Below are 26,125 nucleotides of genomic sequence, written 5' to 3' on the forward strand. Positions count from 1 at the left end.
GCCTCCTTTTTATTAAGTGCGTATTTCTAAGCGATTCCGTGAAGCTTCACTCTGCTCCGGAATTCTCAAGGGCTTCTTCAATCGCGTCCATAAGCTTGTCTGCGGTTTTCAGACCCTGCTGGTCTTCCAGCTCTCTTACGCATGTTGGGCTTGTGACGTTTATTTCAGTGAGATGGTCACCGATTACGTCCAGCCCCACAAACATCAGCCCTTTCTCTTTCAGTGTCGGACCAACCTGTTTGGCGATCCATAAATCACGTTCGGAAAGAGGCTGGCTGACACCACTGCCACCGGCCGCAAGGTTGCCACGGGTTTCCCCTTTTTGAGGGATGCGGGCCAGGGCGTAGGGCATCGGTTCCCCGTTCACCATCAGGATGCGCTTGTCACCCTTGGTGATCTCTGGAATAAATTTCTGTGCCATGATCTGTTGTTGACCATAGTTCGTCAATGTTTCAAGGATAACATTGATATTGGGATCACCTTTTGTCACTCGGAAGATGGCTGTTCCGCCCATGCCATCGAGAGGTTTGTAAATTACGTCTTCGTGTTTGGTGGCAAAACCCTTAAGGGTGTTCATATCCCGACTGACCATGCTGTCGGTCGTGCACTGGGGGAACAGGGTGGCAAAGTATTTTTCGTTGCAGTCCCGAAGGCTGGCGGGTTTGTTCACGATCAGGGTGCCTGCCTGTTCGGCCTGCTCCAGCATATATGTGCTGTAGATAAATTCGTTATCGAAAGGCGGATCTTTACGCATCAGGATAACGTTCAGAGAAGAGAGTTCCTGAGGTTCTTTCTCACCCAGAGTGAACCAGTCTTCCGGGTTGGCCTGCACTTCCAGGGGGGCCATATTGCCCATAGCTACGCTGTCCTCCTGATACAGATCGCTCTGTTCCATATAAAACAGCTGCCACCCGCGCTTTGCCGCAGCCAGCAGCATAGCCAGTGAAGTGTCTTTCTTATAATTGATGCCCTCGATAGGGTCCATCACAATGCCGAGGCGAACAGTCATGGTTTTTGGCTCACAAAAGCGTCATATCAAGGTTTTATTCTAACGGAACAGGGATATTCAAAGAACCGCCTGCAAAGAATCAGTGAGTAGAGCTTGCAAAAGGAGCAACTGAGCGAGTGCATTAAAGAAAAAGTCAGACCTGTTGTGCAGGCCGGAAAAGCGTCTATAGCATGGATTCTGGATGTGTGTTAAAAAGGGGAAAACGCGTATACCGGTTGCAGACAACATAAAACATTTACCCGTACATATTCTCTTAATGGTATTGTCGTCTAACCACAGGCGGTACAGAACTCTTAAAATACGCACTGGCAGAGATAACGGGCACCCTTTTGGAGAAGGTTATAAGAATTATGAGTGATAATTTCGCAAATCTCCGGGTGATGATCATTGACGATAGCAAGACCATCCGGCGCACTGCTGAAACCCTTTTAAAGAAAGCTGGTTGTGAAGTCATCACCGCTATAGACGGTTTCGACGCTCTGGCAAAAATCGCAGACAATGAACCACATGTAATCTTTGTGGACATTATGATGCCGCGCCTGGATGGCTATCAGACCTGTGCCCTTATCAAAAATAACACCCATTTCAAAAGTACCCCGGTGATTATGCTGTCCAGTAAGGATGGTCTGTTTGATAAGGCCAAGGGGCGAATTGTTGGTTCGGATGAATATCTGACCAAGCCCTTCAGTAAAGATGAGCTGCTGGACGCTATTCGTGAATATGCGCCGGAAGTCGCATGATTGCATCTGTATACGGTTACGGACGTTCAGCTAGATAAAAGTATTCGGCGGCCTGCATGTTGAGCTTTCAGGCAGGCCATTGCATTAGTAGGGGTAATTATGACTCGGATATTAATTGTTGATGATTCGCCAACAGAAACAGCGATTCTGGAAAAGTTTCTGACCAAAAATGGTTGTGAAGTTCTAAAAGCGGACAATGGCGCTGATGGTGTGGCCTTGTGCCGTGCCGAAAAGCCAGATGCTGTGCTGATGGATATTGTTATGCCTGGTCTGAATGGATTCCAGGCTACCCGGCAGTTGAGCCGGGACGCGGAAACAAAGGATATTCCGGTGATTATTGTCACCACCAAGGATCAGGAAACGGACCGTGTCTGGGGAGAGCGCCAGGGTGCCAAGGGTTATCTCACCAAGCCGATTGATGAAAGTGTTCTGATGGAAACCCTTCGCGGCCTGATGGCTGCGGCTTAACGGTAGCCAGACTATGAAAGCACCTTTTGATCTGTTGCTGGATTATGACCAGCGTGCCAGACGTTACGCAGCAGGTTTGCCGGCCCAGGATGACGTTAAAAATTACTGGAATGGTGTTGGTTTTATCCTTCGCGGGCAGCGTTATGTGTCGCCCCTGGATGAAGTGCAGGAGATTCTTCATCTGCCGGATACGCTGACCCAGATTCCAGGTGTTTACCCCTGGGTGAATGGTGTCGCCAATGTTCGGGGGCGGCTGTTGCCGCTGATAGATCTGGGGAGTTTTCTTGGTCTCGATGGTACGCCGGAAGGCGAACAGCGGGTTTTGGTGATCGAGCAGGGTGAACTGTTCTGTGGCCTGGTAGTGGATGAAGTCCTGGGTATGCAGCACTTCGAAGTGGAACGTTATCGCAACAACATTCCGGCCACTGTACCGGAAAGCCTCCGCTTCTGTATGGCTGGCAGTTACTGGAGGGAGGCTGAATACCTGGTATTCAGCCTTCAGGCTCTGGCAAAGAGCGACCGGTTCCTGCAGGTGTCACCGGGCAGTGCCGTTGCCTGAGGCCTGAAAGGGCAACGGGCTGCATAAGAAATGAGCGGGATATGTCGTTTAGCTGAGGGAATAGGGCTGCGACATTTTCAAAATAATAAAACAGGGAATATCGCGGCTAGCGGGAGCCAGTGAAACAATGAAAGTTAACGAGTCAGGAACAGGAACGGGCAGGGTAACAGGGGCCCTGTTTGTCTTACTTATTGTTGCCCTGGTCGCGATGGTTGGTGCTTTCTGGTACATCAACAAGCAGGCAACACACGATAAAGAATATATTGCCAATGCTGGTGAATTGCGGGTTCTCTCAGAGCAGATCGCAAAAAACGCCTCGGAAGCTGTGTCCGGTAAGGAAGAAGCCTTCGCGTTGCTGCAGTCCGGTCGGGATGAATTCCAGCGCCGTTACAACATTCTTGAAGGTGGTGATGCGAAGATGGGGCTGCCCCCCGCATCATCCCAGCCAGGTATTGTTGAATCCCATATGGTCGATCTGACCGAAACCTGGAACCGTGTAAAGGGTCATGCCGATAACATTATCAGTAACGAAGAAACCGTACTGGCCCTTCACGATGTAGCCGCGACTCTGGCGGAAACCATTCCCCAGCTGCAGGTTGAATACGACGAAGTCGTACAAATCCTGCTGGAAAACAAAGCTCCTGCAGATCAGGTGGTTATCGCCCAGGAGCAGTCCCTGCGTGCGGAGCGTATCGTAAACAGCATTGGTCGTGTACTGGAAGGTGGCGAGAACGCTGTAATGGCGGCAGATAGCTTTGGTCGTGACGCCAAGCTGTTTGGACGGGTACTTGATGGCATGCTGGAAGGTAATCTGGCCATGGGTATCGACAAGGTGGCCGATGAAGAGGTTATCGACCTTCTTACCGAAATCTCCGACCTGTTCGCCTTTGTATCCGGCTCTGTAGACGAGATTCTGGAAACATCCCCTGAACTGTTCCTGGTACGTGAAGCTTCTGACCATATCTTTACCGACTCCGTAGAGCTTCTGGGTGATGCTACCAATCTGGCCAACTCTTTTGAAAACCTGGCGTCTGAACGGAGTATTATTCAGGGTAACGAATACACGGCGATTGTCCCCGGTATCCTGGCTCTGGTTACGGTACTGCTGATTGGTGGCGCTATGGTTCGTGACGCCCGGGTTCGTTTGGAAGAAACCGCTGCGAGCAACGAAGCCAACCAGTCTGCGATCCTGCGACTGCTGGACGAACTGGCGGACCTTGCGGATGGTGACCTGACCGTAAACGCGACGGTAACCGAAGACTTTACCGGTGCGATAGCCGACTCCATTAACTTCTCTATTGAACAGCTGCGTACTCTGGTAGAAACCATCAACCAGACTGCGGTATCGGTAGCAGGTGCTGCGGACGAAACCCAGAACACCGCTCACCACCTGGCCGAAGCTGCCGAGCACCAGGCCCAGGAAATTGCCGGAGCTTCCGCCGCTGTAAACGAGATGGCGGTGTCCATCGACCAGGTATCCGCTAACGCCGTAGAATCCGCGTCGGTTGCGGAACGTTCGGTAGATCTGGCGAACAAGGGTAATGAGGTTGTACACAACACCATTACCGGCATGGATACTATCCGTGAGCAGATTCAGGATACCTCGAAGCGAATCAAGCGACTGGGTGAATCTTCCCAGGAGATCGGTGATATCGTATCTCTGATTAACGACATTGCCGACCAGACCAACATCCTCGCACTTAACGCCGCTATCCAGGCATCCATGGCCGGGGACGCGGGTCGAGGCTTCGCAGTGGTTGCGGACGAAGTACAGCGCCTTGCGGAACGTGCATCTGCGGCAACCAAGCAGATTGAGGGACTGGTTAAGACCATCCAGACCGATACCAACGAAGCGGTAATCTCCATGGAGATGACCACCACCGAAGTGGTACGTGGTGCCAGTCTGGCCCAGGACGCGGGTGTTTCTCTGGAAGAGATTGAGTCCGTATCGAAGAGTCTTTCGAACCTTATCTCGAACATCTCCAACGCAGCCCGTCAGCAGTCTTCGTCTGCTGGCCACATCTCCAATACGATGAACGTAATCCAGGAGATTACCACCCAGACATCGGCCGGTACCAACGCAACAGCCCGTTCAATCGGTAACCTGGCAGAAATGGCCAGTGACATGCGTGAGTCCGTGTCCGGCTTTAAGCTGCCGGAGCTGGACGACCATGAGCCGGTTAAAGAGGTTGTGGAAATTGGTCTGGAACCGGACACTGAACAGGCAACAAAAGAAGTATAACGGGGTCTGGGGTTTCGCTGCCTGACGCAGCGGAACCCTCCTGAGGAGTCAGTATCATGCCGATGCCAACATGGATTAGTCATCCATTGCCAGATATGACCCGGGAGCAGTTTAATCGCTGGCAGACCCTACTGGAGGAGCGGACCGGTAATCATTTCAGCTGGCAGCGTCGCTCTATTCTGCAGGCTGGCCTTGGTCGGCGTATGCGTGAGCATGGCATGGATAATTACGATCGGTATCTGGAGCTGGTCAATGAGCCTTCGGCCCATATGGAATGGACCGCGCTTGTTGAAAACCTGACGGTGAGGGAAACCCGTTTTTTCCGTCACCCGTCCTCCTGTGATCTGGTCAGCAAACATCTTGATACTCTCCTCAAAAACCCGGATAAACGCTCTATTGAAGCCTGGAGCGTGGGTTGTTCCAGTGGTGAGGAAGCCTGGACTCTGGCCATGCTGATCAGTCAGAAAGTCAGCACCTTTAACCGGCTTATTCGGTTTGGCGTAACGGCCACGGATATCAGCCTGGAAGCTTTAGCACAAGCCCGTCAGGGGATTTATGACGAGCGCCGTATATTCCAGCTGGACCCGGTGCTTCAGGAACGCTTTTTCCGCCCCTGTGGTAACGGCAAGGTACAGGTGACAGAACGGCTGAGTGAACGGGTGTGCTTCTCCCGGGTGAATGTTTTGAATCTCAATCGGTCTCCGATGCGCAATATGGATCTGATTTTTTGCCAGAACCTGTTGATCTATTTCCGCCGCTGGCGACGGATAGCCATTTTGGAGCAGCTTGTCGAGCGCCTTGCGCAGGGGGGGCTGCTGGTCATCGGGCCTGGGGAAATAACCAACTGGCAGCACCCCGAGCTGGAACTGGCAGGCAGCACTGAGACGCTGGCTTTTATCCGGCGTAAGCGCTGAACACAGAATAAACAGAACAGTCGTGGTGAGAACCACGATGGACAGGAGAGATTATGGGGGATCGCCGCGATCACGGTGGGCGCAATCCAATGGAGTCCAGCCAGTCAGGACATGGCACTCAGTCCCAGGACTGGATCGCTCTGGATTGGGTGCGTGGGGAAATTACCGATACCCTCGCTCAGGCCCGCCAGTCTCTTGAGGCTTATGTTGACAATCCCCAGGACGACACCCGTCTGAGGTTCTGCCAGAACTATATCCATCAGGTACATGGCACCCTGGAAATGGTGGAGTTCTATGGGGCGGCTCTGCTTGCGGAGGAAATGGAAAGCCTGACCCGTGCCCTGCTGGATGAAACCCTGCCGGGCCAGAGTGAAGCCCTGGAAGTGCTGATGCAGGCTATTCTGCAACTGCCGTCTTATCTTGAGCAGATTCAGGTCGGTCGCTGTGATATTCCCCTGGTGATACTGCCGATACTAAATGACCTGCGCAGTGCCCGTGGCGAACACCTGTTGTCGGAAACCTCTCTGTTCAGCCCGGATCTGTCGTCTTTAACCCCGCCAGTGGAAACCAATCCCCTTGAACAGCTGAATAATGATTCTCTGGTTCAGTTGCTGAAAAAACTACGGCAGATGTATCAGTTTGCCCTGGTTGGCTTTTTTAAATCCCCGGCGGAGAAGTCCAATCAAGAATACCTCACCAAGGTATTCAGTCGCATGGAATCCCTGAGTAAAGAACTTCCGGTTTTTGATCTCTGGCCTGTGGCCCATGCCCTGATGCTGACTATGGTATCCGGCGAGGTGTATAACAGTCCCACGGTCAGAAACCTGTTCCGCCAGATTGACCAGGTTCTGCAGGGCCTGATTTCCAACGGTGCGATGGCGTTTAACCAGCCCCTGCCCGATGATCTGCTGAAAAATATTCTGTATTACGTAGCCGGCAGCGAAAACGCTGATCCGGTCACCAGCGCTGTCCGTGAACGCTACAAGTTGAGTGAAGCGCTGGTTGATGACGAAACCCTGGATCGTGAGCGCCAGCGCCTGAATGGCCCGGATCAGGAGGCCATGTCCACTGTTGTTAAGGCTCTTTCCGAAGAACTGATGACGGTGAAGGATGCTTTGGATCTTTATGTCCGCAACGCCGGTGATGCTCTTGAAACACTGTCTGCGCAACTGGTCGTCTTACGGCAGGTTGCGGATACTTTGGCAGTGCTTGGCCTTGGTGTTCCCCGGAAAATCATTCTGGAGCAGATCGATACTCTATCGTCCATGGTGAATAACCAGAGCCGTGATGATAACCAGCTGATGGATGTGGCTGGCAGTTTGCTCTATGTGGAGGCCACCCTCAGCGGCATGGTCAATGAGCCCAGTGCGGTCGTCCGTGAAAAGGAAGATGCCCCGGCTGATTTCCACAGTGGTCGTCGGGCGGTTATCCAGGAGGCCTGCTCAGGACTGGAACAGGCCAAAGAGAGCATTGTCGATTTTGTCGCTTCCAAGTGGGATAAGAACTGTCTGACTCCTGTTCCTGAAGTTCTTAACTCCGTATATGGCAGTCTGGAAATTATTGGCCAGCCCCGTGTAGCCGGGTTGATGAAGTCTGCCAGTGATTATATTTCCACACTGCTGGAACCCGCTGCCAGAGAACCTGAGTGGAGCAATCTGGAGCAGCTGGCGGATGTTCTTGCCGGAGCAGAATACTACCTTGAGCGTCTGGGTGATGAGTCCGACGAGCAGAGCATATCCATTCTGGATATGGCGGAAGAGAGTCTGGGTAAACTTCTAGCAACTGAAAGCGCTGCTGAAGAACCTGCAGAACCAGAGCTGGATATTGTTCTGGAGATCGAACCCGAACATGAGCTTGACGTTGATGTTGACGCGGAGCTTGATACTGATCTGGCAGATATTGAGGTTGATCCCAAAGGCTCTGAAGGCGATGAGGAAGAGATTGTTCTTGAGCTGGATGATCTGGAATCTGACGAGGCTGAAAACACTCCCGTTGAATTTTCTCTGGAAGATATTGCGGAGGAGCCGGCTGAAGAAATCAATATCGAGTTATCTTCCGATACTGAAGCTATAGCTGCAGACGTTGAAGAAGACGAAATCGAGATTGATCTGGACTTGGATCTTGAGCTTCTTGATCTGGATACAGAGGTCACCGTTGAAGAGGCTTCAGCTGAAGAAAGCGTTGTTGCTGAGCAGGGATCAGTCGAAGAAGAGATTGAAATCACGCTGGAAGATATCAATCTTGAAGATTTCTCTGAAATAGAAGAAGCGGCTCCTGTTGCTGAAGAGGAAATCATTCCTGATGATCTCAACCTTGAAAACCTGACTCCTATCGAAGAGAGTTCTCAGCCAGAGCCTGCTATTGAAGAGTTTGCTATTGAAGAGCCTGTGGCTCAGATGGTCCTTGAAGAAGATGAAGACGACAATGACCAGGAGCTGATTGATATTTTCGTGGAAGAAGCCGGAGAAGTGCGGGAAGTTCTATTGGATTACTTCCCCCGCTGGCAGGCTAACCGTGAAGATCAGGAAGCCCTGAAAGAATTTCGCCGTGGCTTCCATACCCTGAAGGGCAGCGGCCGTATGGTTGGCGCGACAGTAATAGGCGAGCTGGCCTGGTCTGTTGAGAATATGCTCAATCGCGTTATTGACGGTGCCACTGAAGGCCATGATGCCATGGTCAGTCTTGTGGAAAAGGTCATTACTCTGTTGCCTGAACTGGTGAACGAATATTCTGCCGGTACGCAGAAAATTACGGATACCGTGCAGACATACATGGATGGAGCCGATGCTTACTCCCGTGGTGGTGAAGTTCCTGAGCCTGTGACTGCTGAGCCAACACCGGAAATTGAACAGTCAGCAGAAGTTGAAGCAGAGCCTGAAGAAATGCCAGCGCTTCCGGTTGATACTGAGCTTGTGTCTATTTTCTGCAAGGAAGGCCGGTCTCATCTTCAGGTTGTTAATGATTACGTTGAAAAATTTAATGAAGCTGATGGCACCCTGGCTATCAGTGATGATCTGCAAAGAGCGCTGCACACTCTGAAAGGCAGCGCGGCTATGGCGGGCATTACCGCAATTGCGGTGCTGGCCGATGAGCTTGAGCATACTGCGAAAGAGTTTCGTTCTCTGGGGGTTGAGGCCGGTGAACAATTTGTCAGCATTCTTGCCCGTGCCAGCCTGATGGTTGAGCAGGGACTGGACCAGGTTTCCGGTTCCTCCTCCAATACCCTGGTAGAACTGGAAGGCAGCTCGGAACTTATCGCTGAAGTTCTTGCCCTGCTTGAACAGTGCACGGCTGAGCTTGAAAGGCCGGAAGAAGAGCAGGGGTCCGCCCAGCAATCCATGTCCAGCTTCCTGGCTGAACATATGAACCTTGTGCTGGACGCAACGCCGGGGCTTATGGCCTGGGACAGAAACCCGGGCGGAGAGTTGCTGGTGTCCCTGCAAAGTGGACTGCAGGAACTGGTTGATGATGCTCGACAGATAGAACTGGATGTGGTGGCTGAGCTGGGTGAGCAGCTGTCGGTGACTTATCAGGCTTTGGTCCATAAAGGCCAGCCAGCATCTGGTGAGGCTGTTGAAACTCTGATTGCCGGTCAGGACCAGTTGGTGAATATGCTGGATGAGATGGCCGGCCAGCAATTGCCGACAGCTTCAGAAGATGTACTTGCACGTCTGCAGTCGTTGACGGAAGAGCTTGAAGCCGAGCCTTCCCTGGATGACGTCCATGATGCAGCGGAAGATATTGTTGAAGATGTTGCGGAATCTCTGACGGAAAATTCTCCGGTAGCAGAAACACCTGTTGCTGTTGTTGAAGAGATTGTCGTTGAAGAAGTCGCTGCCGAGGAAACAGCTATTGAGCAGCCGCAGCCTGAAGTAACCGTTGTTGATGATGACCATGATCCGGAACTCGTTGCCATTTTCCTTGATGAGGCAATGGATAATCTGGATACAGCGTCGTCTGCCCTTTATCGCTGGCTGGATAAACATTCCGACCTGAGCATTCTGATGGAACTTCAGCGCTATCTGCACACCATCAAGGGTGGCGCGTTGATGGTTGGTATTTCTGAAATCAGTGATCTCAGCCATGAGCTGGAAGATATTTACGAAGCTCTGGGCCTCGGACGCCTGCGGGCATCCAATGACCTGATTAATCTTCTTCTGCGCGGCCACGATACCCTTGAAGAAATGCTGGGATCTATCCGCTCCAATCGGGATTGTGTACCCGCAGACAAGCTGTGCAGTGATATTCGCGCGGTTATGGCACAGGCGGATCAGCAGGAAAAAGATATTACTGAATCTGCTGGTGATACAGTTGTCAGTGTTGAACCTGTAGAGGTGCCGGAAACGGTATCCGTTTCTGATTACACAGATAATATTGATGATATTGACCCGGAGATGTTCGCCATCTTCAGGGAAGAAGCCACTGACCTGCTGGAACAGGTTGAAAGCCAGATTGCTACCTGGGGGCAGGAACCGGGGAATCCGGAATGTCCGGCGCAGTTAATGCGTGCCCTGCATACCCTGAAGGGCAGCGCCCGTATGGCCGGTCTGGCTGAGCTGGGTGAAATCAGCCATGAATTTGAGGTACAGGTGCAGGCTCTGCAGGAGTCCGGTAACCCGCAGGTGGGAGATATCAGCGCCTTTGCGTCCATGGTTGGGAAGATTCAGCACAGCTTTGATGCCGTTGTGGACTCCTTTGGCCAGGAGACGGAAGCTGATTCCCAGGCAGTTGAAAGTCAGCCAGAACTTCCTGTTGAAAAACATGAACAGGGCGGTAATGTTGTCAGTTTCCCTGGTGTGGAAGTTGAGGCTGTTGAACGTATACAGGCTCCTGCCAGCGAGCTGCTACAGAAAGCCGCCAGCGCCAATATTCATCTCGCAGACCGGGAAATGGTGCGTGTACCTGCGGATTTGCTGGATCAGCTGGTGAACCTTGCCGGTGAAACCAGTATTTCCCGTGCCCGGATTGAACAGCAGATCAGTGATTTCAGTTACACCCTGAATGAAATGCATACGACCATTGATCGTCTGCAGGAACAGCTGCGTCGTCTTGATATAGAAACCCAGGCGCAGATTCTGTCCCGTCACGAAGGTGAAGTGACCAGCCATCCCGATTTTGACCCCCTGGAAATGGACCAGTATTCGGAACTGACCCAGTTGTCCCGGGCACTTGTGGAATCAGCCACTGACCTTGCGGATCTTAAGGAAGCTCTGGAAGACAAGAACCGGGATTCAGAAACCCTGCTTCTGCAACAGTCCCGTATCAATACCGAGCTTCAGGAAGGCCTGATGCGTACCCGCATGTTGCCGTTTAACCGTCTGGTTCCTCGCCTGCGACGAATCGTACGGCAAGTGTCTTCGGAACTGGGTAAGCAGGTTGAGCTGAAAGTTGTGAATGCGGAAGGGGAAATGGATCGTTCGGTGATGGAACGCATGGTGGCCCCCCTTGAACATATGCTCCGTAACGCCATCGACCATGGTATCGAAGATATTCCGGCCCAGCGTGTGGCCCAGGGCAAAAACGAGATAGGTGAAATCAGTCTGAACCTTGCCCGTGAAGGTGGTGAAATTGTTCTTTCCCTGGCGGATGATGGCCGTGGTCTTGATCTGGATGCAGTTCGTGGCAAGGCTGTTGAACGTGGCCTGATAGCCAAAGGTGCAGAAGTCCCTGATGCGGAAGTGTCCCGCATGATCTTCCAGCCCGGCTTTACCACAGCCAAGAACGTGACCCAGATTTCCGGTCGTGGTGTGGGTATGGATGTGGTGAACAGCGAGCTTAAGCAGCTGGGTGGCCATATTGACATCAGTACAACGGAAGGCAAGGGAACCGAGTTTGAAATCCGTCTGCCCTTTACTCTCTCTGTTAACCGGGCATTGCTGGTTAACCTTGGTGAGGAACAGTTCGCGATTCCCCTGAATACACTTGAAGGTATTGTACGTCTCAGCCCGTTTGAACTGGAGAAACATTACCGTTCAGACGATCAGGGACTTGAATACGCTGGCCGTCATTACCAGCTGCGTTATCTGGGCGATCTGCTCCATAACAGTAAGCCCCGTCTGGATGGTATAAACCATGAGCTGCCGGTTCTGCTGATTCGCTCCGGTGACAGTGGTGTGGCTATTCATGTAGACAGCTTGGTGGCCAGCCGGGAAATCGTTGTAAAAAGTCTTGGCGCTCAGTTTGCCGGTGTTCGAGGGGTTACCGGCGCGACAATACTGGGTGATGGTCGTGTTGTTGTGATTCTTGATCCGGTAGGCCTGTCCTTCGGCCAGGGTGTACGGCAGAGTCTTGATGTTGCAGTTCAGTCCGCACAGGAAACAGTGGCTGAGCAGGAAAACAATCTTGTTATGGTGGTGGATGACTCAGTAACGGTACGGAAGGTAACTGGCCGTCTGCTGAAGCGGAATGGTTACAGCATACTCTTTGCCCGGGATGGTGTAGAAGCCATGGCCCTGCTCCAGGAGCATCGCCCTGCGGTTATGCTGCTGGATATTGAAATGCCCCGTATGGATGGTTTTGAAGTTGCCACAGCTGTACGAAATAACCCGGAACTGAAACATATACCCATTATCATGATTACTTCCCGGACCGGTGAGAAGCACCGTCAGCGGGCTAAGGAAATCGGTGTAAATGAATATCTTGGTAAGCCTTTCCAGGAAGGTCCCCTGCTGGAAACCATAGGTAGTTTTGCAAAACGCCATGATTGATAAGCCAAACCGTGCAGGAATAGGCATTATCGCTGACCGGGCTCTTGTCCGGCAGCGGTTGCGACAGACCCTGGAAGAGCAGGGTTTTGTCGTTGTTGCCAATATACCACCGGAGGGCTATCGCCCTGGTTTGCTGGAATCTCCCATGGTGAAAGTCTGGATTGTTGATTTAGATAACGAAGACGACAATGATCAGTTACTGGATCACCTCGCCGAATATCCCCGGGTGCCGGTTTTCTATAACATTGGCCTGCCGGAAAGCAGTACATCCTCTATTGAATTCAAGCGCTGGCAGCGACGTCTGATCGGTAAGCTGGAGCCGTTCCGGGAACCGGAAACACCTGTTGATCAGGATAAGAGCCAGCGGGTTGTGTCCTGGCCAATAAAATCGTCCCGTCAGCCAGATAAACGCACCAGTAGTAAACCCGCCGAACATGTCTGGGTGCTTGGGGCTTCCCTTGGCGGCCCCAATGCTGTGAAGCTGTTTCTCGACGCTCTTCCCCAGAACTTTCCCTGCGCATTTGTTTATGCCCAGCATATTGACCGGGAGTTTGAGTCAGTGCTGATGTCCACCGTAGCCAGGCACAGTGATTTCAGTATGGTCAGTGCCAGCCCCGGATTAGTGTTGAATGATGGTGATATACTGCTGGCTCCTGTTGAACAGAAAGTTGAGTTTGACAGCAAGCATCGCCTGCATCTTTTGGATACTCCGTGGAGCGGCTCCTATTGCCCCAATATTGATGAGGTGATGGAAACCGTCAGAAAAACCTGGCCTGATACCAGCGGTACAATTATTTTTTCCGGTATGGGGAGGGATGGTTGCAGAGAAGCTGCGATTTACAAATCCCATGGGCGGCCAGTCTGGGTGCAAAGCCCGGAAACCTGTGCCAGCAGCCTGATGCCGGAAGCCATTATTGATGAAGGGTTTGATAGTTTCTGTGGTAGCCCCCAGGAGCTGGCTGGCAAACTGGTAAAAATAATAAACCGTGAACGAGAACAGGTATCCACAGCTACTTCCTAGGGTCGTTTGCTGGTTTTGAGAAGAGAATAGTAAAGACGATGGCACAAGATAACCGACAGATCACAGCCATGCTGGTTCCGGTCATTAATGAGAAATTACTGATCCCGGGCAGTGTTGTTGCCGAATTAATACCCTTCTTAACTCCACAGGTTGTGAAAGGTACGCCGGACTGGCATATGGGAGAGATTTCCTGGCGAAGTCAGTCTATCCCGCTGATCTCTTTTGAGCGCCTGAATGACAAGGATTCATCATCTGCCAATATGGGCAAATCTGCTTATGCGCGGATTGCGGTTATCAACTGTGTTTCGGAAGACAGCAGCCTGCGGTTCTACGCCATTCCTCTGCAGGGAATACCCAGCACCCTCAGGGTGTCTGGGACAGATATCAGCAGACTCAAGAAAGCTGAACAAGGCATTGGTAAAGTTGAAAAATGTCAGATTCAGGCGACAGGTATTCAGGCTGTGATTCCTGACCTGGATCAGATTGAAAGACGTCTGCTTGAACTTTAAAAAGGCTGTTCATTTAAAAAGACTTCTGCTGACTGCAGTCTTTCTTAAATGACTGTTGCATCTCAGTGAGTTGTTTCTGGGTCAGTATAAACTGGGGTGGAGATATCTCCGGAAGGATTTTCTTCAGGCAGACTGTGCCAGCGTTTCCGCTTTTGCCCGTAAGGTTGTCCAGGGTTGCTTTGACAAGTTTTTTGCCCCCTGACAGTGTGTGGCCCTCAGTTATTGAGCCAATGCAACAGATAGCGCAATCAGGTAGCTCGCTTGCCGCCTGCTGGGATACTTCTTCTTCCTGACCATACTGCATTAATCCCAGGGCTGTGATTTTTCTTGTTATCTGAAATTGGTCCGGTGCAGTAATGGCAATTTCCTGAATACCACCATGGCAACGGTCTCCTCCTGGAATCTGTTTCACGACTTTGATATTTACATCGTGGGAAAGGTTTGTAGCCAGTGGCAGACCCTGTATCAGAAGTGCATAGGTAAAAATTCCGGTTCCCCCGCTGTTTTCTGTGTAGTTGATAAGGGTATGTTTGTCCTGCAGCTGCCCTATGATCTGGTAGTGTATGAATGTCGGGAGATTTCTGCTTTCCGAGCTGTCTTCCGAGTGCATGTTGTTCCATGTAGCCTGCCATAGGCCAGAGGTCTGTACCGGTTCATCCCTATAGCGGGCCTGGCAGGAGGCGAGGTCAAGGAGTGTTTTTGAAGCCTTTCCTGTTGCCTGCTGGTTCACCAGTTTATGAATGCACAAAGGGTGAACCGGCAGCATGTTTGCGCTTGAGGCGATAGGCAGTAACGCAAACAGTGTAAGAACGGTAAGCAATAGACATTTCATGGCGAGGCAGTGTAGTTGGCCTTATGATTCCTGCCAGTCACCCCAGAGATATTGTAAAAGGCTGAGAGCTGCCACGGGCGCTGTTTCGGTTCTTAAAACCCGAGGACCCAGTGTAAGTGAATGAAATTTTTTCTGTTCAGCCAGGGCGATTTCATCTGCACTCAAACCACCTTCCGGACCGACAAGCAAAGAGACAGATTCTGGTGTTTGGTAACCTGTCAGTGTTTTTTCTGTACGATGGTGAAGCACAAAATTGAGATTGGTTGTACGGTTTTCCAGCCATTCATTTATGTGTTGGGGCGGGTGAATAACCGGCACAATATTTCTGCCGCACTGCTCACAGGCGCTTATAATTACCTGTTGCCAGTGGCGCAGGCGCTTATCCTGCCTGTCGCTGTTAAATTTGACTTCGCAGCGTTCGGTAAACAGGGGCGTGATTTCTGTAACGCCGCACTCCACCGCTTTTTGAATGGCATAATCCATGCGTTCTCCCCGGCTCAGGGTCTGGCCGAGGAATATCTTCAGAGGGGATTCCCGGTCTGCATTACAGAACTCCAGGGGAACAACCTGAACCTTTTTCCTGGTCACTTCACTGACCCGGGCCTGCCAGAATCCACCCTTACCATTAAACAGAATCAACGGATCACTGGCTTTCATGCGCAGGACACGGCCAACATGGTTAGCGGCGGATTCCGGAAGGTCAATAGGCTGATAGGCCTGAAAAGAAACAGGAACAAAGATTCTGGGATTGCGCATGCAGTGTATGGGATATGAGAGGATAGAAACGGCTATTGTAACGGATGGGCCGGGAGGAATGTCCAGACCCATTGATAATGGAGGTTACTTCCCGGGATAAAGACCCAGATTTTTCAGAATGGCCAGAGAAGGCGTGGACTGGTTCAGGGTGTAGAAGTGAAGTGATGGAACACCAAAGCTAATCAGCCGTTCGCAAAGGCGGGTAACAACTTCTTCTCCAAACTGGCGAATGCTGGCGCTGTCATCGCCGTATGCTTCCAGTTGTCTGCGCAGCCAGCGGGGCAGTTCCGCGCCACAGGCATCGGAGAAGCGAGCCAGTCTCATGTAATTGGTGATGGGCATAATGCCGGGAACAACAGGAACATCTATGCCCATGGCCGCAACGCGATCCATAAAGTAGAAGTAGCTGTCGGCATTAAAGAAGTACTGGGTGATGGCGGAATTAGCCCCGGCTTCTACCTTGCGACGGAAATTATCCAGGTCGGAATCCATTGAGGCAGCCTGGGGATGGACTTCCGGATAAGCGGCTATCTCAATATGGAAGTGGTCACCTGTTGCTTCACGAATAAATTCCACCAACTGGCAGGCATACTGGAAATCAGAACGGTCAAAGCGCCCCATACCCGATGGCAGGTCGCCCCGCAGGGCAATAATTCTGTTGATGCCAAGGGACTGATAGTCCTTAAGCAGAGAGCGAATATGGTCTTTGTTATCACCAACACAGGCCAGGTGGGGCATAATAGGGAGGCTGGTGGCTTCCCTGGTAAGCAGCAGAGTGTTCCGTGTGCGGTCACGGGTAGACCCCCCTGCGCCATAGGTAACAGAGAAAAACTCGGGATTGGCCGTTGCAAGTTTTCCGGCGTGAACTTTTAACTTGTTAGCCCCTTCCTCAGTCTGGGTCGGGAAAAACTCAAAACTGACTGCAGTCATAATTGGTCGGGCCAGCATTTTTGGCCGTACCCGTTCTCCTGATATTTGTTTTATTCGTTTTTAATATTATCGAGCGTACCGGTACCGGAGTGTGTTGGAGCACTCCGGTACAGACGGGTTTAGTATTTGTAGTCGTCAGTTTTATAGGGGCCATCCACAGGCACCTTGATATAGTTGGACTGCTCTCCAGTCAGGCGGGTAATTACACCACCAAAGCCCTGTACCATGTATCTGGCCACTTCTTCGTCCAGTTTCTTGGGTAGAATATCAACATAGAGAGCGTCTTTCTTTTCGTCTGCGGGCAGATCAGCGAACTTACCTTCAAACAGGTGAATCTGGGCCAGAACCTGGTTGGCAAAAGAACCATCCATAATGCGTGACGGGTGACCTGTAGCGTTACCCAGGTTCACCAGGCGGCCTTCAGACAGAAGCAGGAGGTGATCGCTGTTGTTGTCGCTGCGGTAAATCTTGTGCACCTGGGGCTTGATCTCTTCCCAGCGCCAGTTTTCACGCATGTAGGCTGTGTCGATTTCTGTATCGAAGTGACCGATATTGCTGACCACACAACCCTTCTTCAGGTGACGCAGCATGGTGCTGTCACAGACATGAACATTGCCTGTGGTGGTCACAACAAGGTCAGTGGTTCCCAGCAGCTCTTTATTTACGCTGTTGTCATCACCTGTGTTTACACCATTGATGTAGGGAGATACGACTTCAAAGCCATCCATACATGCCTGCATGGCACAGATAGGGTCGATTTCGGTAACCCGGACAATCATCCCTTCCTGGCGCAGTGACGCCGCAGAACCCTTACCCACATCACCATAACCAACAATCAGTGCTTTCTTGCCAGCCAGAAGATGATCTGTAGCACGCTTGATAGCATCGTTGAGGGAGTGACGGCAGCCGTACTTGTTGTCGTTCTTGCTTTTGGTTATAGCGTCATTCACGTTGATAGCCGGGACCTTGAGGGAACCCTCTTCCAGCATTTCCAGCAGGCGGTGAACACCAGTGGTGGTTTCCTCGGAAATACCGTGGTTCTTTTCCAGCAGCTGGGGATATTTGTCGTGCAACAGGGCAGTCAGGTCACCGCCATCATCAAGAATCAGGTTGGGTGCCCAGCCGGGTACGTCAGCACCAACAGTTCGTTCCAGGCACCACTCGTACTCTTCTTCTGTTTCACCTTTCCAGGCAAATACGGGAATACCTTGGACAGCGATAGCGGCTGCGGCATGATCCTGGGTGGAGAAGATATTACAGGAAGACCAGCGTACCTCTGCACCCAGGGCTATCAGGGTTTCGATCAGCACGGCCGTCTGAATGGTCATATGAATGCAGCCCATAATGCGGGCACCTTTCAGGGGCTGGGAAGCCTGGTATCGCTGGCGAATGGCCATCAGGGCGGGCATTTCTGACTCAGCGATTTCAATTTCACGCTTTCCCCATTCGGCCTGGGTTATATCAGCAATTTTGTAATCACTGAATTCCGGAATATTGGCTGCGTTCATATTGCTTCTCTTATGTTGAGACAGGCTGGGTGATGCCCGGTTTTTTGATGATGTTCGTGAGTCTAACAGTTGATTTATAAAGCATCAAAATATTTTGATATAGATGTGGAGCTGTGTGTGCTGGTAAACGCTGGAATACGAAACGGGATAATCCATTATCTTTCCCAGTGCTTTTAAAAGGGTCTGCTTTAAAAGGGTCAGAGAAAATAACACTTCTGTCAGAGGGTGAACGGGAATGTTTGTGGTGAAGATCTGTCATAGGCATAGACCACGACGAGAGTCCTAATGGTCAGCCTGTGGCCGTGACCAGGCCATAGGGGTGAAAAAATCAGGGGTGGAAAAATCACTATTCCCGGACACTCAGACTGAAGGAGAATGCAGGGATGAAAACAGTACGACAGACAGCCAGATTGATCAGCATGCTATTAGTCGTGGTTCTTGGTGTCATGTTCAGCGTGAATGGCAGTGCTCAGATTGTGGCTAAGAAAGAAAGCCGCATTTACGCGGCAGGTATCGTAGAGAGAGCCGGTACCAAAATGTTCAGAAAAAGTACAACAAGGCCGGGCAGCACTCACACACAGCCCACTGTTGTAACACCAGTATCAAGTGTTTCAGATTCAAGTGTTTCAGATTCAAGTGATTTCAGAACTGTAACTCACGCAGGTGAGGTTAAACCTGTTCAGGAACAGGAAAGAGAAGAGCCTGTGGTTTCGCCACAGGATATAGACACCATCTTTGATGGTAATCTGATGAATGATGTAAAAAAAGCCTATGCAGGTGGAGTCAGTTCTATTCGTATGGGCGATTATAAAACCCGTATACAGAAGGCATTTCTTCATCTGGTAAATAACCTGCCCACACAGGGAGCTGTGCAATCAACGGGTGTCAGTGACGACGGATACACTGTGCCCCGTATGTCTGGAAACTGGTTCAGCACTTTCCCTATGGTTGCTGCCAATCTGAATAATGAGAATGGCGGAGCTGTTGCGGTTAACGTCAAGTTCAAAATGGTATTGGCTGGTCAGGAGAGAACAGAAAGCAAAGGTGTCTGCGGCCTGAGCAAAGAAGGGACGTTTGATGGTTTCTTTCGGGTATCCATAGTCAGTACTGGTTCGGCCGGGCAGTGGGTGGCGTATCTTCATCCGGTTTCGGAGAATGAGGAAGAAAGCAAAAAAGTTATTAAAGACTGTCTTGTAAATTATAGAGTGCCCTTTGGTCTGGGAGTAGGTGGAGGTCAGGTTGCGGGGCATCCGACACCAATGATGATTGAAGCCATACTGCTTATGGCTGCCAGAGGCCAGGTTTCTGGTACAACAATCACTTGGTTCTCCTCTGTCTACTCGTTTGAGCTTGACGGGAGGGACACGACTGCCCTTCACAGAGCTCTGAGAAATCCGTCAATCCGGAAACTTCCTGTCAAGATTACAGAGCAGGAATTCTCTATTGATCAAAACGACTGATTTAAGAGAGAAGTTGTGGAGATAAAAAACGGAGCCACAAGGCTCCGCTTTTTTTATGGTTTGCAGACTGTTTATTACAGCCCAGCCTGCACACGCAGCGCGTCAGCTTTATCGGTGAGCTCCCAGGTGAACGCTTGGTCTTCCCGGCCAAAGTGGCCGTAAGCGGCAGTTGCCTGATAAATCGGACGTTTCAGGTCGAGCATGGCGATCAGGCCTTTAGGACGCAAGTCAAAGTTTTCACGCACCAGCTCAACAATCTTTTCATCGCTGATTTTGCCTGTTCCGAAAGTGTTTACGCTGATGGAGGTCGGTTCGGCAACGCCAATGGCGTAGGACACCTGGATTTCACAACGGTCGGCCAGACCTGCGGCTACGATATTCTTGGCTACATAGCGTCCGGCATAAGCTGCCGAACGGTCAACCTTGGAGGGATCCTTGCCGGAGAAGGCACCACCACCGTGGCGAGCCATGCCGCCATAAGTGTCCACGATAATCTTGCGTCCGGTCAGGCCACAGTCACCTACCGGTCCACCGATCACGAAGTTACCGGTGGGGTTGATGTGATACTGGGTATCTGCATGAAGCCATTCGGCAGGCAGAACAGGCTTGATCACTTCTTCCAGAATTTCTCTGCGCAGCTGCTCCAGGCTGACCTCAGGGTCATGCTGGGTAGAAAGAACCACCGCGTCAATGGCAACGGGCTTGCCGTCGGAACCGTAGCGCAGGGTAACCTGGCTCTTGGCATCCGGGCGCAGCCAGGGCAGGGTCTTGTTCTTGCGCAGATCAGCCTGACGCTCAACCAGTTTGTGGGAGTAATAGATGGGAGCGGGCATCAAGGATTCGGTTTCGTTTGTGGCGTACCCAAACATAAGTCCCTGGTCGCCTGCGCCCTGTTCGTGGCTTTCGGTTTCGTCCACACCCATGGCGATGTCTACAGACTGCTTGCCGATCGCATTCAAAACCGCAACGCTTTCACCATCAAAGCCCAGGTCGCCATTGTCATAGCCAATGCTTTTCACGACATCACGCACCAGTTCTTCTATATCTACATAGGTGTTGGTACGCACCTCGCCGGCCACGATAACCATACCGGTCTTGACCATGGTTTCTACGGCTACACGGGCATTGGGGTCATCCTTGAGGATGGCGTCCAGAATGGCATCAGAAATCTGGTCAGCCACTTTGTCCGGGTGACCTTCGGAAACAGACTCTGAGGTAAACAGTGAGTATTCAGCCATGGTTTTTATTCCTCTGATAATCCTTGTCTTTGGCGCAGTCGGTAAAACCGTTGCACCTGAATTTGAAAGCCGTTACGCAGCCCTAAATACTGGGCTTCACCAGCAGTGAGGCCGGCTTCCCGTGCCCAGCCACTTAATTCCTGGGTACTGAACCCAAGCCACAGATCACCGCAGGTTTCCCGTACCCATTCCTGGTCATGACGGCTGAGTTCGCTGATAAACAGACTGGCACCTGGTCGTAATAAAGTAGCCGCTTCCCGGAAGATGGCCGCAGGGGCCGGCACATGGTGCAGAACCATGTTGGCAACAATGCAGTCTACGGAGAGACCTTCATCCGCCAGCAATGAAAGCTCTCCCAGGCGATATTCAATATTGGCAATTTTATGTTTGCGGGCATACCTGCGGGCTTGCTCCAGCATTTCCCGGGAGTTATCCAGGGCAATAACTGTTTTAAACCGGGAGGCAAGATCGGGCAGGAACGCGCCCTCACCAGGGCCAATTTCCACCACACTGTGATTTCCGGGCAGTTCTGTTTTCGCCAGAACTTCAAGTACTGTATTGGCGTACAGGGTGTGATCTGCGATCAATTCCTGGTGTTTTCTGAATGCCTGAATATTGCGGGAAAAGAACAGCCGGGATTGCTCTGCCCTGCTTTGACGAATTTCCTGAAGCCTTTCCCTGTGTATGGACTCAAGGGGAGTTTCGTCAATAGCTTCAAACATGGCCGCTATTACACGTCCACAGGCGGATTCCGCTGGCGGTAGGGCCCGGCGGTAAAAAATGGAGTTACCTTCCCTACGGGTAGAAACCAGGCCAGCTCTGGCCAGAACCTTAAGATGGTGGCTCAGTCCGGACTGGCGGGTATTCAGAATACGGGTCAATTCCAGAACCCCCAGAGATTCCGTACGCAACAGGCGCAGAACCTCCAGGCGCAAAGTGTCGCCCATAGCTTTGTTAAGGGATGCGAGTTCCAGTAACTGATAGTTGTGTTCTGCCGTTTGAGGCTGCGCGAGTGGGGCGGTCATAGCGAGGCAGTCTAACAGTTACGCTTAATAGCATCAAAATATTTTGATATAGGAGGTGTGGGGCTGAACGTACATAACTGGAAATTTGGCGAAAAGCGGATAATCTCATCACAGGAAATTGTGTAATCGTAAGGATGTGCTTGGAAGATGAGTTCCAACCCCTTTTGAATCTGTTGCCTGAGTGGTACAAGAGGCGGTTGCTATATGCTGACTCTTTTACTGAAGCGCCGCCCAGGGGGGAGACTGCAACACTGGCTGGCTTCTGTTCTCCTGCTGTCTATGCCGGTCGTGGCTGGCTCCGGCAAACTTTCAAAATCAATCTCTTTCCCCAATCTGCATGAACTATCCGCACAGAGTGAGCAAACTGACAGGGCAAGCCGCTTCAACACAGAGCCGGTGTTTAACCCTGAAGCAGGGCTGCTTTTTGTGGCCCAGGATTCTATAGGAAGCAAAGATACAAAAGGTGGAGGTATACACAGGGCATACAGGAGAAATGAGTTGAGAAGAACTGCAGGTGCAGAAACATGCAGTGAATCTTTGTGCCAATCGAAAGCAGTTCATTCTCCACAGCTTACAAGGCAGGACTCAGGTTACTTGAGTGATGCATCTGTAAAACAAAAAAGTGATGACGCTGTAAGCAGTCCGGAATCAACGGTTCCTTCCAGTCCTGTCGAGCCTGTTGATGCAGATTCCTCAGAGCTTCGGCACAGAGTGCCCTGGGGGGCTACGGTCGCTGAGCTGACGGAAGGTGTTGAAAAATTAAGCCTTGATTCAGCTCAAGAGGGAGTGGCGGAAGAAAGTAGTGTTGTAAAAGAAAAGCCGATTACGGCGGCCGTGGCTACAGAGGGTTGTGGAGAGGGTGCGGATAACAGTTTCCATAAAGAAGGTGCTGATTTCAGGGAAACTGTTGTTATTAATCTGGAAGAAGTGGAAAGAGTATCTGGCACCGATGGTCTTGAGGAACCAGATATTCTTCCAGAAGCAGAGTGCTGTAGCAGTCTTTCCGAGCGTCTGCTTATTGAATTTGGTTATCTGGAAAAAGCTCACCGGGAAATTGTCATGGACGTGGTTGATTCCTGGCTGAAGCTCAATAATATCAACCCCCAAAAACGCCCTGTCACAGCCGAAGATAAGAGAAAATGGGTCAGCATTGGACGCTCCCTTGCCAGGCTGGCACATGTTATTAATATGATTATCACTTGGGCGACATATACGGGAGCGGCTTATGTTATCACCTCTTATCCCAGTGAGGATGCCATTGCCACTATAGTGATTGGCCCGGAAGAGTGTCAGGCACAAGGGTCAATAAGTGGCCGGGCGGTTACCTATGAAATTGGTGATCGTCACTATATTCCCAGTGTTATGAGGGCTGTTGTTCTTGTCTGTCCGTTGTTAATGAATACATTCCTCAAGCTCAGCCTGGAGAAACTCGGGCACAAGATGATTGAGTATGCGGAACGGCATATCTGCAAGGGAGACAACTGTTGTTATATCGGGCAACCCGGAGGTGAGAAAAAATGCATACTGACCGATCCCCAGATCCAGGCGTTTGCCAACAAGATTAATAAAATTCCCCCTGATGCCCGTGAAAAAATTATTCGGGAATTTATGCGCCTGGAAGGGAAAAAAATCTGGGTAGACAAGAGTTTTCCCCTCACCGCAGATATTGTCGAGGTTGGAGAAAATCTCATTTTAAAGCGGGATACAAGATATACCCTTCATGGTTTAATACAACTGACAGGGCTTGGTCTCTGGGCAGCCTATCTGACCGTCGGGAGAAATCTGGAAGTCTTTCTGGCGACAAGTCTTGCCAATGTCACCATGGGGGGAAATGGTACCGCTGTTAACTGCACGATGCAGGGGGATGTGGTTGAGGCAAGAGCCGTTGTAACAGGCTATGACCCTGCAACCCTCGGGTATCTTTCAACAATTGCTATATTGTGGGGTGCTTTTCACTTTATTCCCAATATGATTCCGATTATCCAGGTGGGTGCTCATTACATATGCAAATCCGTATGTAGTCTGGTTCAGCGTTGTTTAACCCGGGAAATTAAAGAGGAATAGGCCAGGTGTTGTAAAACCGTATCTGCCAGGTATCTTTCAAAGGATTCAGTTCACGTTTTGCCCTCCAGCATTTAGAATACCGGGTTTTCCGGCCCTATCTTCGCAATCACTGGAGCCTCTGGTTCAATGAGCACCCGCAGAGAACGCGCTAATGCCATCCGTGCACTGAGCATGGATGCTGTCCAGAAAGCTAAATCCGGACACCCCGGTGCCCCTATGGGAATGGCAGATATTGCCGAAGTGCTGTGGCGTGACACGCTCAAGCATAACCCCAATAATCCCGAATGGGCTGACCGTGACCGTTTTGTGCTGTCCAACGGCCATGGCTCCATGCTGCTGTACTCCCTGCTGCACCTCACCGGTTATGATCTGAATATTGAAGACCTGCAGAACTTCCGTCAGCTGAACTCCCGTACCGCCGGTCACCCGGAGTATGGTTACGCGCCCGGTATTGAAACCACCACTGGCCCTCTCGGCCAGGGTATTGCCAATGCTGTGGGCATGGCGGCTTCCGAGAAGGTTCTGGCGGCGCAGTTCAACCGCCCTGGCCACAATGTTGTAGACCACAATACCTATGTTTTCCTGGGTGATGGCTGCATGATGGAAGGTATTTCCCATGAAGTTTGTTCCCTGGCCGGTACCCTTGGTTTGGGCAAGCTGGTGGCTTTTTATGATGACAACGGCATTTCCATTGATGGTGAAGTTGAAGGCTGGTTCACCGACGATACTGTAAAGCGTTTTGAGTCCTATGGCTGGGAAGTGATTCCTGCCGTAGACGGACATGACCCGGAAGCACTGATTGCGGCAATTGCCCAAGCCAGGCGCAATACAGATAAGCCAACCCTGATTTGCTGCAAAACTGTTATCGGTTTTGGTTCTCCCAACAAGGGCGGCAAGGAAGACTGTCACGGGGCCCCCCTGGGTGATGACGAGATCGCCCTGACCCGTGAACAGCTGGGCTGGACCCATGGACCTTTTGAGATTCCCGATGAGATTTATAAGGAGTGGGACTGTCGTGAAAAAGGTGCTGCTGCCGAATCTGAATGGAACACCCGCTTTGAGGTCTACAAGGCCGAACACCCTGAGCTGGCGACCGAGTTCGAACGCCGTATATCTGGAACGCTGCCTGCAGACTTCGCTGATCGCGCTGCCGAATATATCCGTAGCTGTCAGGCCGAAGGTGCCAAGGTTGCCAGCCGAAAAGCTTCTCAGAATACTCTGAATACATTCGGTCCCATGCTGCCGGAATTCCTGGGCGGCTCTGCCGACCTGGCGGGTTCCAACCTGACCATCTGGAATGGCTGCAAACCCATTACCCGTGATGATGCCAGCGGCAACTACATGCACTACGGTGTACGTGAGTTCGGCATGACCGCCATGATGAATGGTATGGCCTTGCACGGCGGTTTTATTCCTTACGGCGCAACCTTTCTGGTATTTATGGAGTACGCCTGTAACGCCCTGCGTATGGCCGCCCTGATGAAGATTCAGCAGATTCAGGTGTACACCCACGACTCTATTGGCCTGGGTGAAGACGGCCCGACTCACCAGCCTATCGAACAGCTGGCCAGTATGCGTCTGACCCCCAATCTGAACACCTGGCGTCCCTGTGACACTGTGGAATCTGCAGTGGCCTGGAAGCATGCTGTTGAAAACAAGACCGGTCCGAGCGCCCTGGTTTTCTCCCGTCAGGGTCTGCCCTGCATGAGCCGTACCGATACTCAGCTGGCGAATGTTGAACGTGGTGGTTATGTCCTGAAGGACAGTGATGGCGAGCCTGAGCTGATTCTGATCGCCACCGGTTCTGAAGTGGAACTGGCTGTAAAAGCACACGAAGAGCTGACTGCCAAAGGCCGTAAGGTTCGCGTTGTTTCCATGCCGTCTACTGAAGTGTTTGACGCTCAGGATGCCGCTTACCGTCAGAGCGTTCTGCCGGTGGAAGTGGGCGCGCGTATCGCCATCGAAGCTGCTGCCGCAGACTTCTGGTACAAATACGTTGGTCTGGAAGGCAAGGTTATCGGTATGACTACCTTTGGTGAGTCCGCTCCGGCCGTTGATCTGTTCCGCGAGTTTGGCTTTACTGTTGAGAATGTTCTGGCAGTTGCTGACGAAGTGCTGGTGGATCTGGACTAAAACTCGTCTT

The 26,125-nt window shown here is 51.4% G+C and carries 18 protein-coding genes; 11 read left to right on the forward strand and 7 right to left on the reverse strand.

What is annotated here, in order from left to right; translation table 11 throughout:
- Nucleotides 1-46: 46 nt before the first annotated feature.
- Complete coding sequence (gene gshB / locus ACY2RQ_RS02860; RefSeq protein WP_490111447.1) at nucleotides 47-1,009, reverse strand: glutathione synthase; 963 nt, start codon at nucleotides 1,007-1,009, stop codon at nucleotides 47-49.
- Nucleotides 1,010-1,359: 350 nt separating this feature from the next.
- On the opposite strand from gshB, the gene pilG reads away from it, so the two are divergent.
- The 8 genes from pilG to ACY2RQ_RS02900 all read left to right on the forward strand — a co-directional run bounded on the left by pilG (nucleotide 1,360) and on the right by ACY2RQ_RS02900 (nucleotide 14,169).
- On the forward strand, nucleotides 1,360-1,749 hold the full coding sequence (gene pilG / locus ACY2RQ_RS02865; protein WP_490111448.1) for a twitching motility response regulator PilG: 390 nt from the start codon (nucleotides 1,360-1,362) through the stop codon (nucleotides 1,747-1,749).
- Nucleotides 1,750-1,848: 99 nt separating this feature from the next.
- Complete coding sequence (gene pilH, locus ACY2RQ_RS02870; RefSeq protein WP_490111449.1) at nucleotides 1,849-2,217, forward strand: twitching motility response regulator PilH; 369 nt, start codon at nucleotides 1,849-1,851, stop codon at nucleotides 2,215-2,217.
- A 13-nt stretch (nucleotides 2,218-2,230) separates the two neighbouring features.
- Entirely contained in the window at nucleotides 2,231-2,776 is a 546-nt protein-coding gene (locus tag ACY2RQ_RS02875; protein ID WP_490111450.1) for a chemotaxis protein CheW, read from the forward strand.
- A gap of 127 nt (nucleotides 2,777-2,903) precedes the next feature.
- Complete coding sequence (locus ACY2RQ_RS02880; RefSeq protein ID WP_490111451.1) at nucleotides 2,904-5,018, forward strand: methyl-accepting chemotaxis protein; 2,115 nt, start codon at nucleotides 2,904-2,906, stop codon at nucleotides 5,016-5,018.
- 56 nt (nucleotides 5,019-5,074) lie between these two features.
- Entirely contained in the window at nucleotides 5,075-5,932 is an 858-nt protein-coding gene (locus tag ACY2RQ_RS02885; protein WP_490111452.1) for a CheR family methyltransferase, read from the forward strand.
- Between the two features lie 53 nt (nucleotides 5,933-5,985).
- The gene (locus ACY2RQ_RS02890; RefSeq protein ID WP_490111453.1) at nucleotides 5,986-12,639 is read left to right on the forward strand and encodes a hybrid sensor histidine kinase/response regulator; all 6,654 of its coding nucleotides are present in this window, start codon (nucleotides 5,986-5,988) and stop codon (nucleotides 12,637-12,639) included.
- Nucleotides 12,632-13,660, forward strand: a complete 1,029-nt coding sequence (locus ACY2RQ_RS02895) for a chemotaxis protein CheB (RefSeq protein WP_490111454.1) — start codon at nucleotides 12,632-12,634, stop codon at nucleotides 13,658-13,660. The genes ACY2RQ_RS02890 and ACY2RQ_RS02895 overlap by 8 nt, the downstream gene beginning before the upstream one ends.
- A 38-nt stretch (nucleotides 13,661-13,698) precedes the next feature.
- Nucleotides 13,699-14,169, forward strand: a complete 471-nt coding sequence (locus ACY2RQ_RS02900) for a chemotaxis protein CheW (protein WP_490111455.1) — start codon at nucleotides 13,699-13,701, stop codon at nucleotides 14,167-14,169.
- Nucleotides 14,170-14,182: 13 nt separating this feature from the next.
- Here ACY2RQ_RS02900 and ACY2RQ_RS02905 read toward each other — a convergent pair whose 3' ends face one another.
- The 4 genes from ACY2RQ_RS02905 to ahcY all read right to left on the reverse strand — a co-directional run bounded on the left by ACY2RQ_RS02905 (nucleotide 14,183) and on the right by ahcY (nucleotide 18,195).
- Nucleotides 14,183-14,989 (reverse strand): hypothetical protein, encoded by an 807-nt coding sequence (locus ACY2RQ_RS02905; RefSeq protein ID WP_490111456.1) that lies wholly within the window; start codon nucleotides 14,987-14,989, stop codon nucleotides 14,183-14,185.
- A gap of 33 nt (nucleotides 14,990-15,022) precedes the next feature.
- Nucleotides 15,023-15,757, reverse strand: coding sequence for a 16S rRNA (uracil(1498)-N(3))-methyltransferase (locus tag ACY2RQ_RS02910; RefSeq protein WP_490111457.1), 735 nt, complete (start codon nucleotides 15,755-15,757; stop codon nucleotides 15,023-15,025).
- A gap of 84 nt (nucleotides 15,758-15,841) precedes the next feature.
- Nucleotides 15,842-16,687 carry a methylenetetrahydrofolate reductase [NAD(P)H] gene (gene metF, locus ACY2RQ_RS02915; RefSeq protein WP_490111458.1) on the reverse strand — a complete coding sequence of 282 codons (846 nt, stop codon included), beginning with the start codon at nucleotides 16,685-16,687 and terminating at the stop codon, nucleotides 15,842-15,844.
- 119 nt (nucleotides 16,688-16,806) lie between these two features.
- The gene (gene ahcY / locus ACY2RQ_RS02920) at nucleotides 16,807-18,195 is read right to left on the reverse strand and encodes an adenosylhomocysteinase (RefSeq protein WP_490111459.1); all 1,389 of its coding nucleotides are present in this window, start codon (nucleotides 18,193-18,195) and stop codon (nucleotides 16,807-16,809) included.
- Between the two features lie 383 nt (nucleotides 18,196-18,578).
- On the opposite strand from ahcY, the gene ACY2RQ_RS02925 reads away from it, so the two are divergent.
- Nucleotides 18,579-19,655 carry a hypothetical protein gene (locus ACY2RQ_RS02925; RefSeq protein WP_490111460.1) on the forward strand — a complete coding sequence of 359 codons (1,077 nt, stop codon included), beginning with the start codon at nucleotides 18,579-18,581 and terminating at the stop codon, nucleotides 19,653-19,655.
- Nucleotides 19,656-19,729: 74 nt separating this feature from the next.
- On the opposite strand, the gene metK is transcribed toward ACY2RQ_RS02925, so the two are convergent.
- Complete coding sequence (metK, locus tag ACY2RQ_RS02930) at nucleotides 19,730-20,893, reverse strand: methionine adenosyltransferase (protein WP_490111461.1); 1,164 nt, start codon at nucleotides 20,891-20,893, stop codon at nucleotides 19,730-19,732.
- Between the two features lie 5 nt (nucleotides 20,894-20,898).
- Nucleotides 20,899-21,918 carry an ArsR/SmtB family transcription factor gene (locus ACY2RQ_RS02935; RefSeq protein ID WP_490111462.1) on the reverse strand — a complete coding sequence of 340 codons (1,020 nt, stop codon included), beginning with the start codon at nucleotides 21,916-21,918 and terminating at the stop codon, nucleotides 20,899-20,901.
- Nucleotides 21,919-22,512: 594 nt separating this feature from the next.
- Between ACY2RQ_RS02935 and ACY2RQ_RS02940 the strand changes: the two genes are divergently transcribed.
- Nucleotides 22,513-23,982 (forward strand): hypothetical protein, encoded by a 1,470-nt coding sequence (locus tag ACY2RQ_RS02940; protein WP_490111463.1) that lies wholly within the window; start codon nucleotides 22,513-22,515, stop codon nucleotides 23,980-23,982.
- Nucleotides 23,983-24,108: 126 nt separating this feature from the next.
- Complete coding sequence (tkt, locus tag ACY2RQ_RS02945; RefSeq protein ID WP_490111464.1) at nucleotides 24,109-26,115, forward strand: transketolase; 2,007 nt, start codon at nucleotides 24,109-24,111, stop codon at nucleotides 26,113-26,115.
- Nucleotides 26,116-26,125: the final 10 nt, after the last annotated feature.

Source organism: Parendozoicomonas sp. 209JJ7-1, from assembly GCF_058147085.1.

What these genes read in the sequence shown, in the direction of transcription:
- gshB (WP_490111447.1), bottom strand. Translation starts at nt 1,009, where the DNA reads ATGACTGTTCGCCTCGGCATTGTGATGGACCCTATCGAGGGCATCAAT.
- pilG (WP_490111448.1), top strand. Translation starts at nt 1,360, where the DNA reads ATGAGTGATAATTTCGCAAATCTCCGGGTGATGATCATTGACGATAGC.
- pilH (WP_490111449.1), top strand. Translation starts at nt 1,849, where the DNA reads ATGACTCGGATATTAATTGTTGATGATTCGCCAACAGAAACAGCGATT.
- ACY2RQ_RS02875 (WP_490111450.1), top strand. Translation starts at nt 2,231, where the DNA reads ATGAAAGCACCTTTTGATCTGTTGCTGGATTATGACCAGCGTGCCAGA.
- ACY2RQ_RS02880 (WP_490111451.1), top strand. Translation starts at nt 2,904, where the DNA reads ATGAAAGTTAACGAGTCAGGAACAGGAACGGGCAGGGTAACAGGGGCC.
- ACY2RQ_RS02885 (WP_490111452.1), top strand. Translation starts at nt 5,075, where the DNA reads ATGCCGATGCCAACATGGATTAGTCATCCATTGCCAGATATGACCCGG.
- ACY2RQ_RS02890 (WP_490111453.1), top strand. Translation starts at nt 5,986, where the DNA reads ATGGGGGATCGCCGCGATCACGGTGGGCGCAATCCAATGGAGTCCAGC.
- ACY2RQ_RS02895 (WP_490111454.1), top strand. Translation starts at nt 12,632, where the DNA reads ATGATTGATAAGCCAAACCGTGCAGGAATAGGCATTATCGCTGACCGG.
- ACY2RQ_RS02900 (WP_490111455.1), top strand. Translation starts at nt 13,699, where the DNA reads ATGGCACAAGATAACCGACAGATCACAGCCATGCTGGTTCCGGTCATT.
- ACY2RQ_RS02910 (WP_490111457.1), bottom strand. Translation starts at nt 15,757, where the DNA reads ATGCGCAATCCCAGAATCTTTGTTCCTGTTTCTTTTCAGGCCTATCAG.
- metF (WP_490111458.1), bottom strand. Translation starts at nt 16,687, where the DNA reads ATGACTGCAGTCAGTTTTGAGTTTTTCCCGACCCAGACTGAGGAAGGG.
- ahcY (WP_490111459.1), bottom strand. Translation starts at nt 18,195, where the DNA reads ATGAACGCAGCCAATATTCCGGAATTCAGTGATTACAAAATTGCTGAT.
- ACY2RQ_RS02925 (WP_490111460.1), top strand. Translation starts at nt 18,579, where the DNA reads ATGAAAACAGTACGACAGACAGCCAGATTGATCAGCATGCTATTAGTC.
- metK (WP_490111461.1), bottom strand. Translation starts at nt 20,893, where the DNA reads ATGGCTGAATACTCACTGTTTACCTCAGAGTCTGTTTCCGAAGGTCAC.
- ACY2RQ_RS02935 (WP_490111462.1), bottom strand. Translation starts at nt 21,918, where the DNA reads ATGACCGCCCCACTCGCGCAGCCTCAAACGGCAGAACACAACTATCAG.
- tkt (WP_490111464.1), top strand. Translation starts at nt 24,109, where the DNA reads ATGAGCACCCGCAGAGAACGCGCTAATGCCATCCGTGCACTGAGCATG.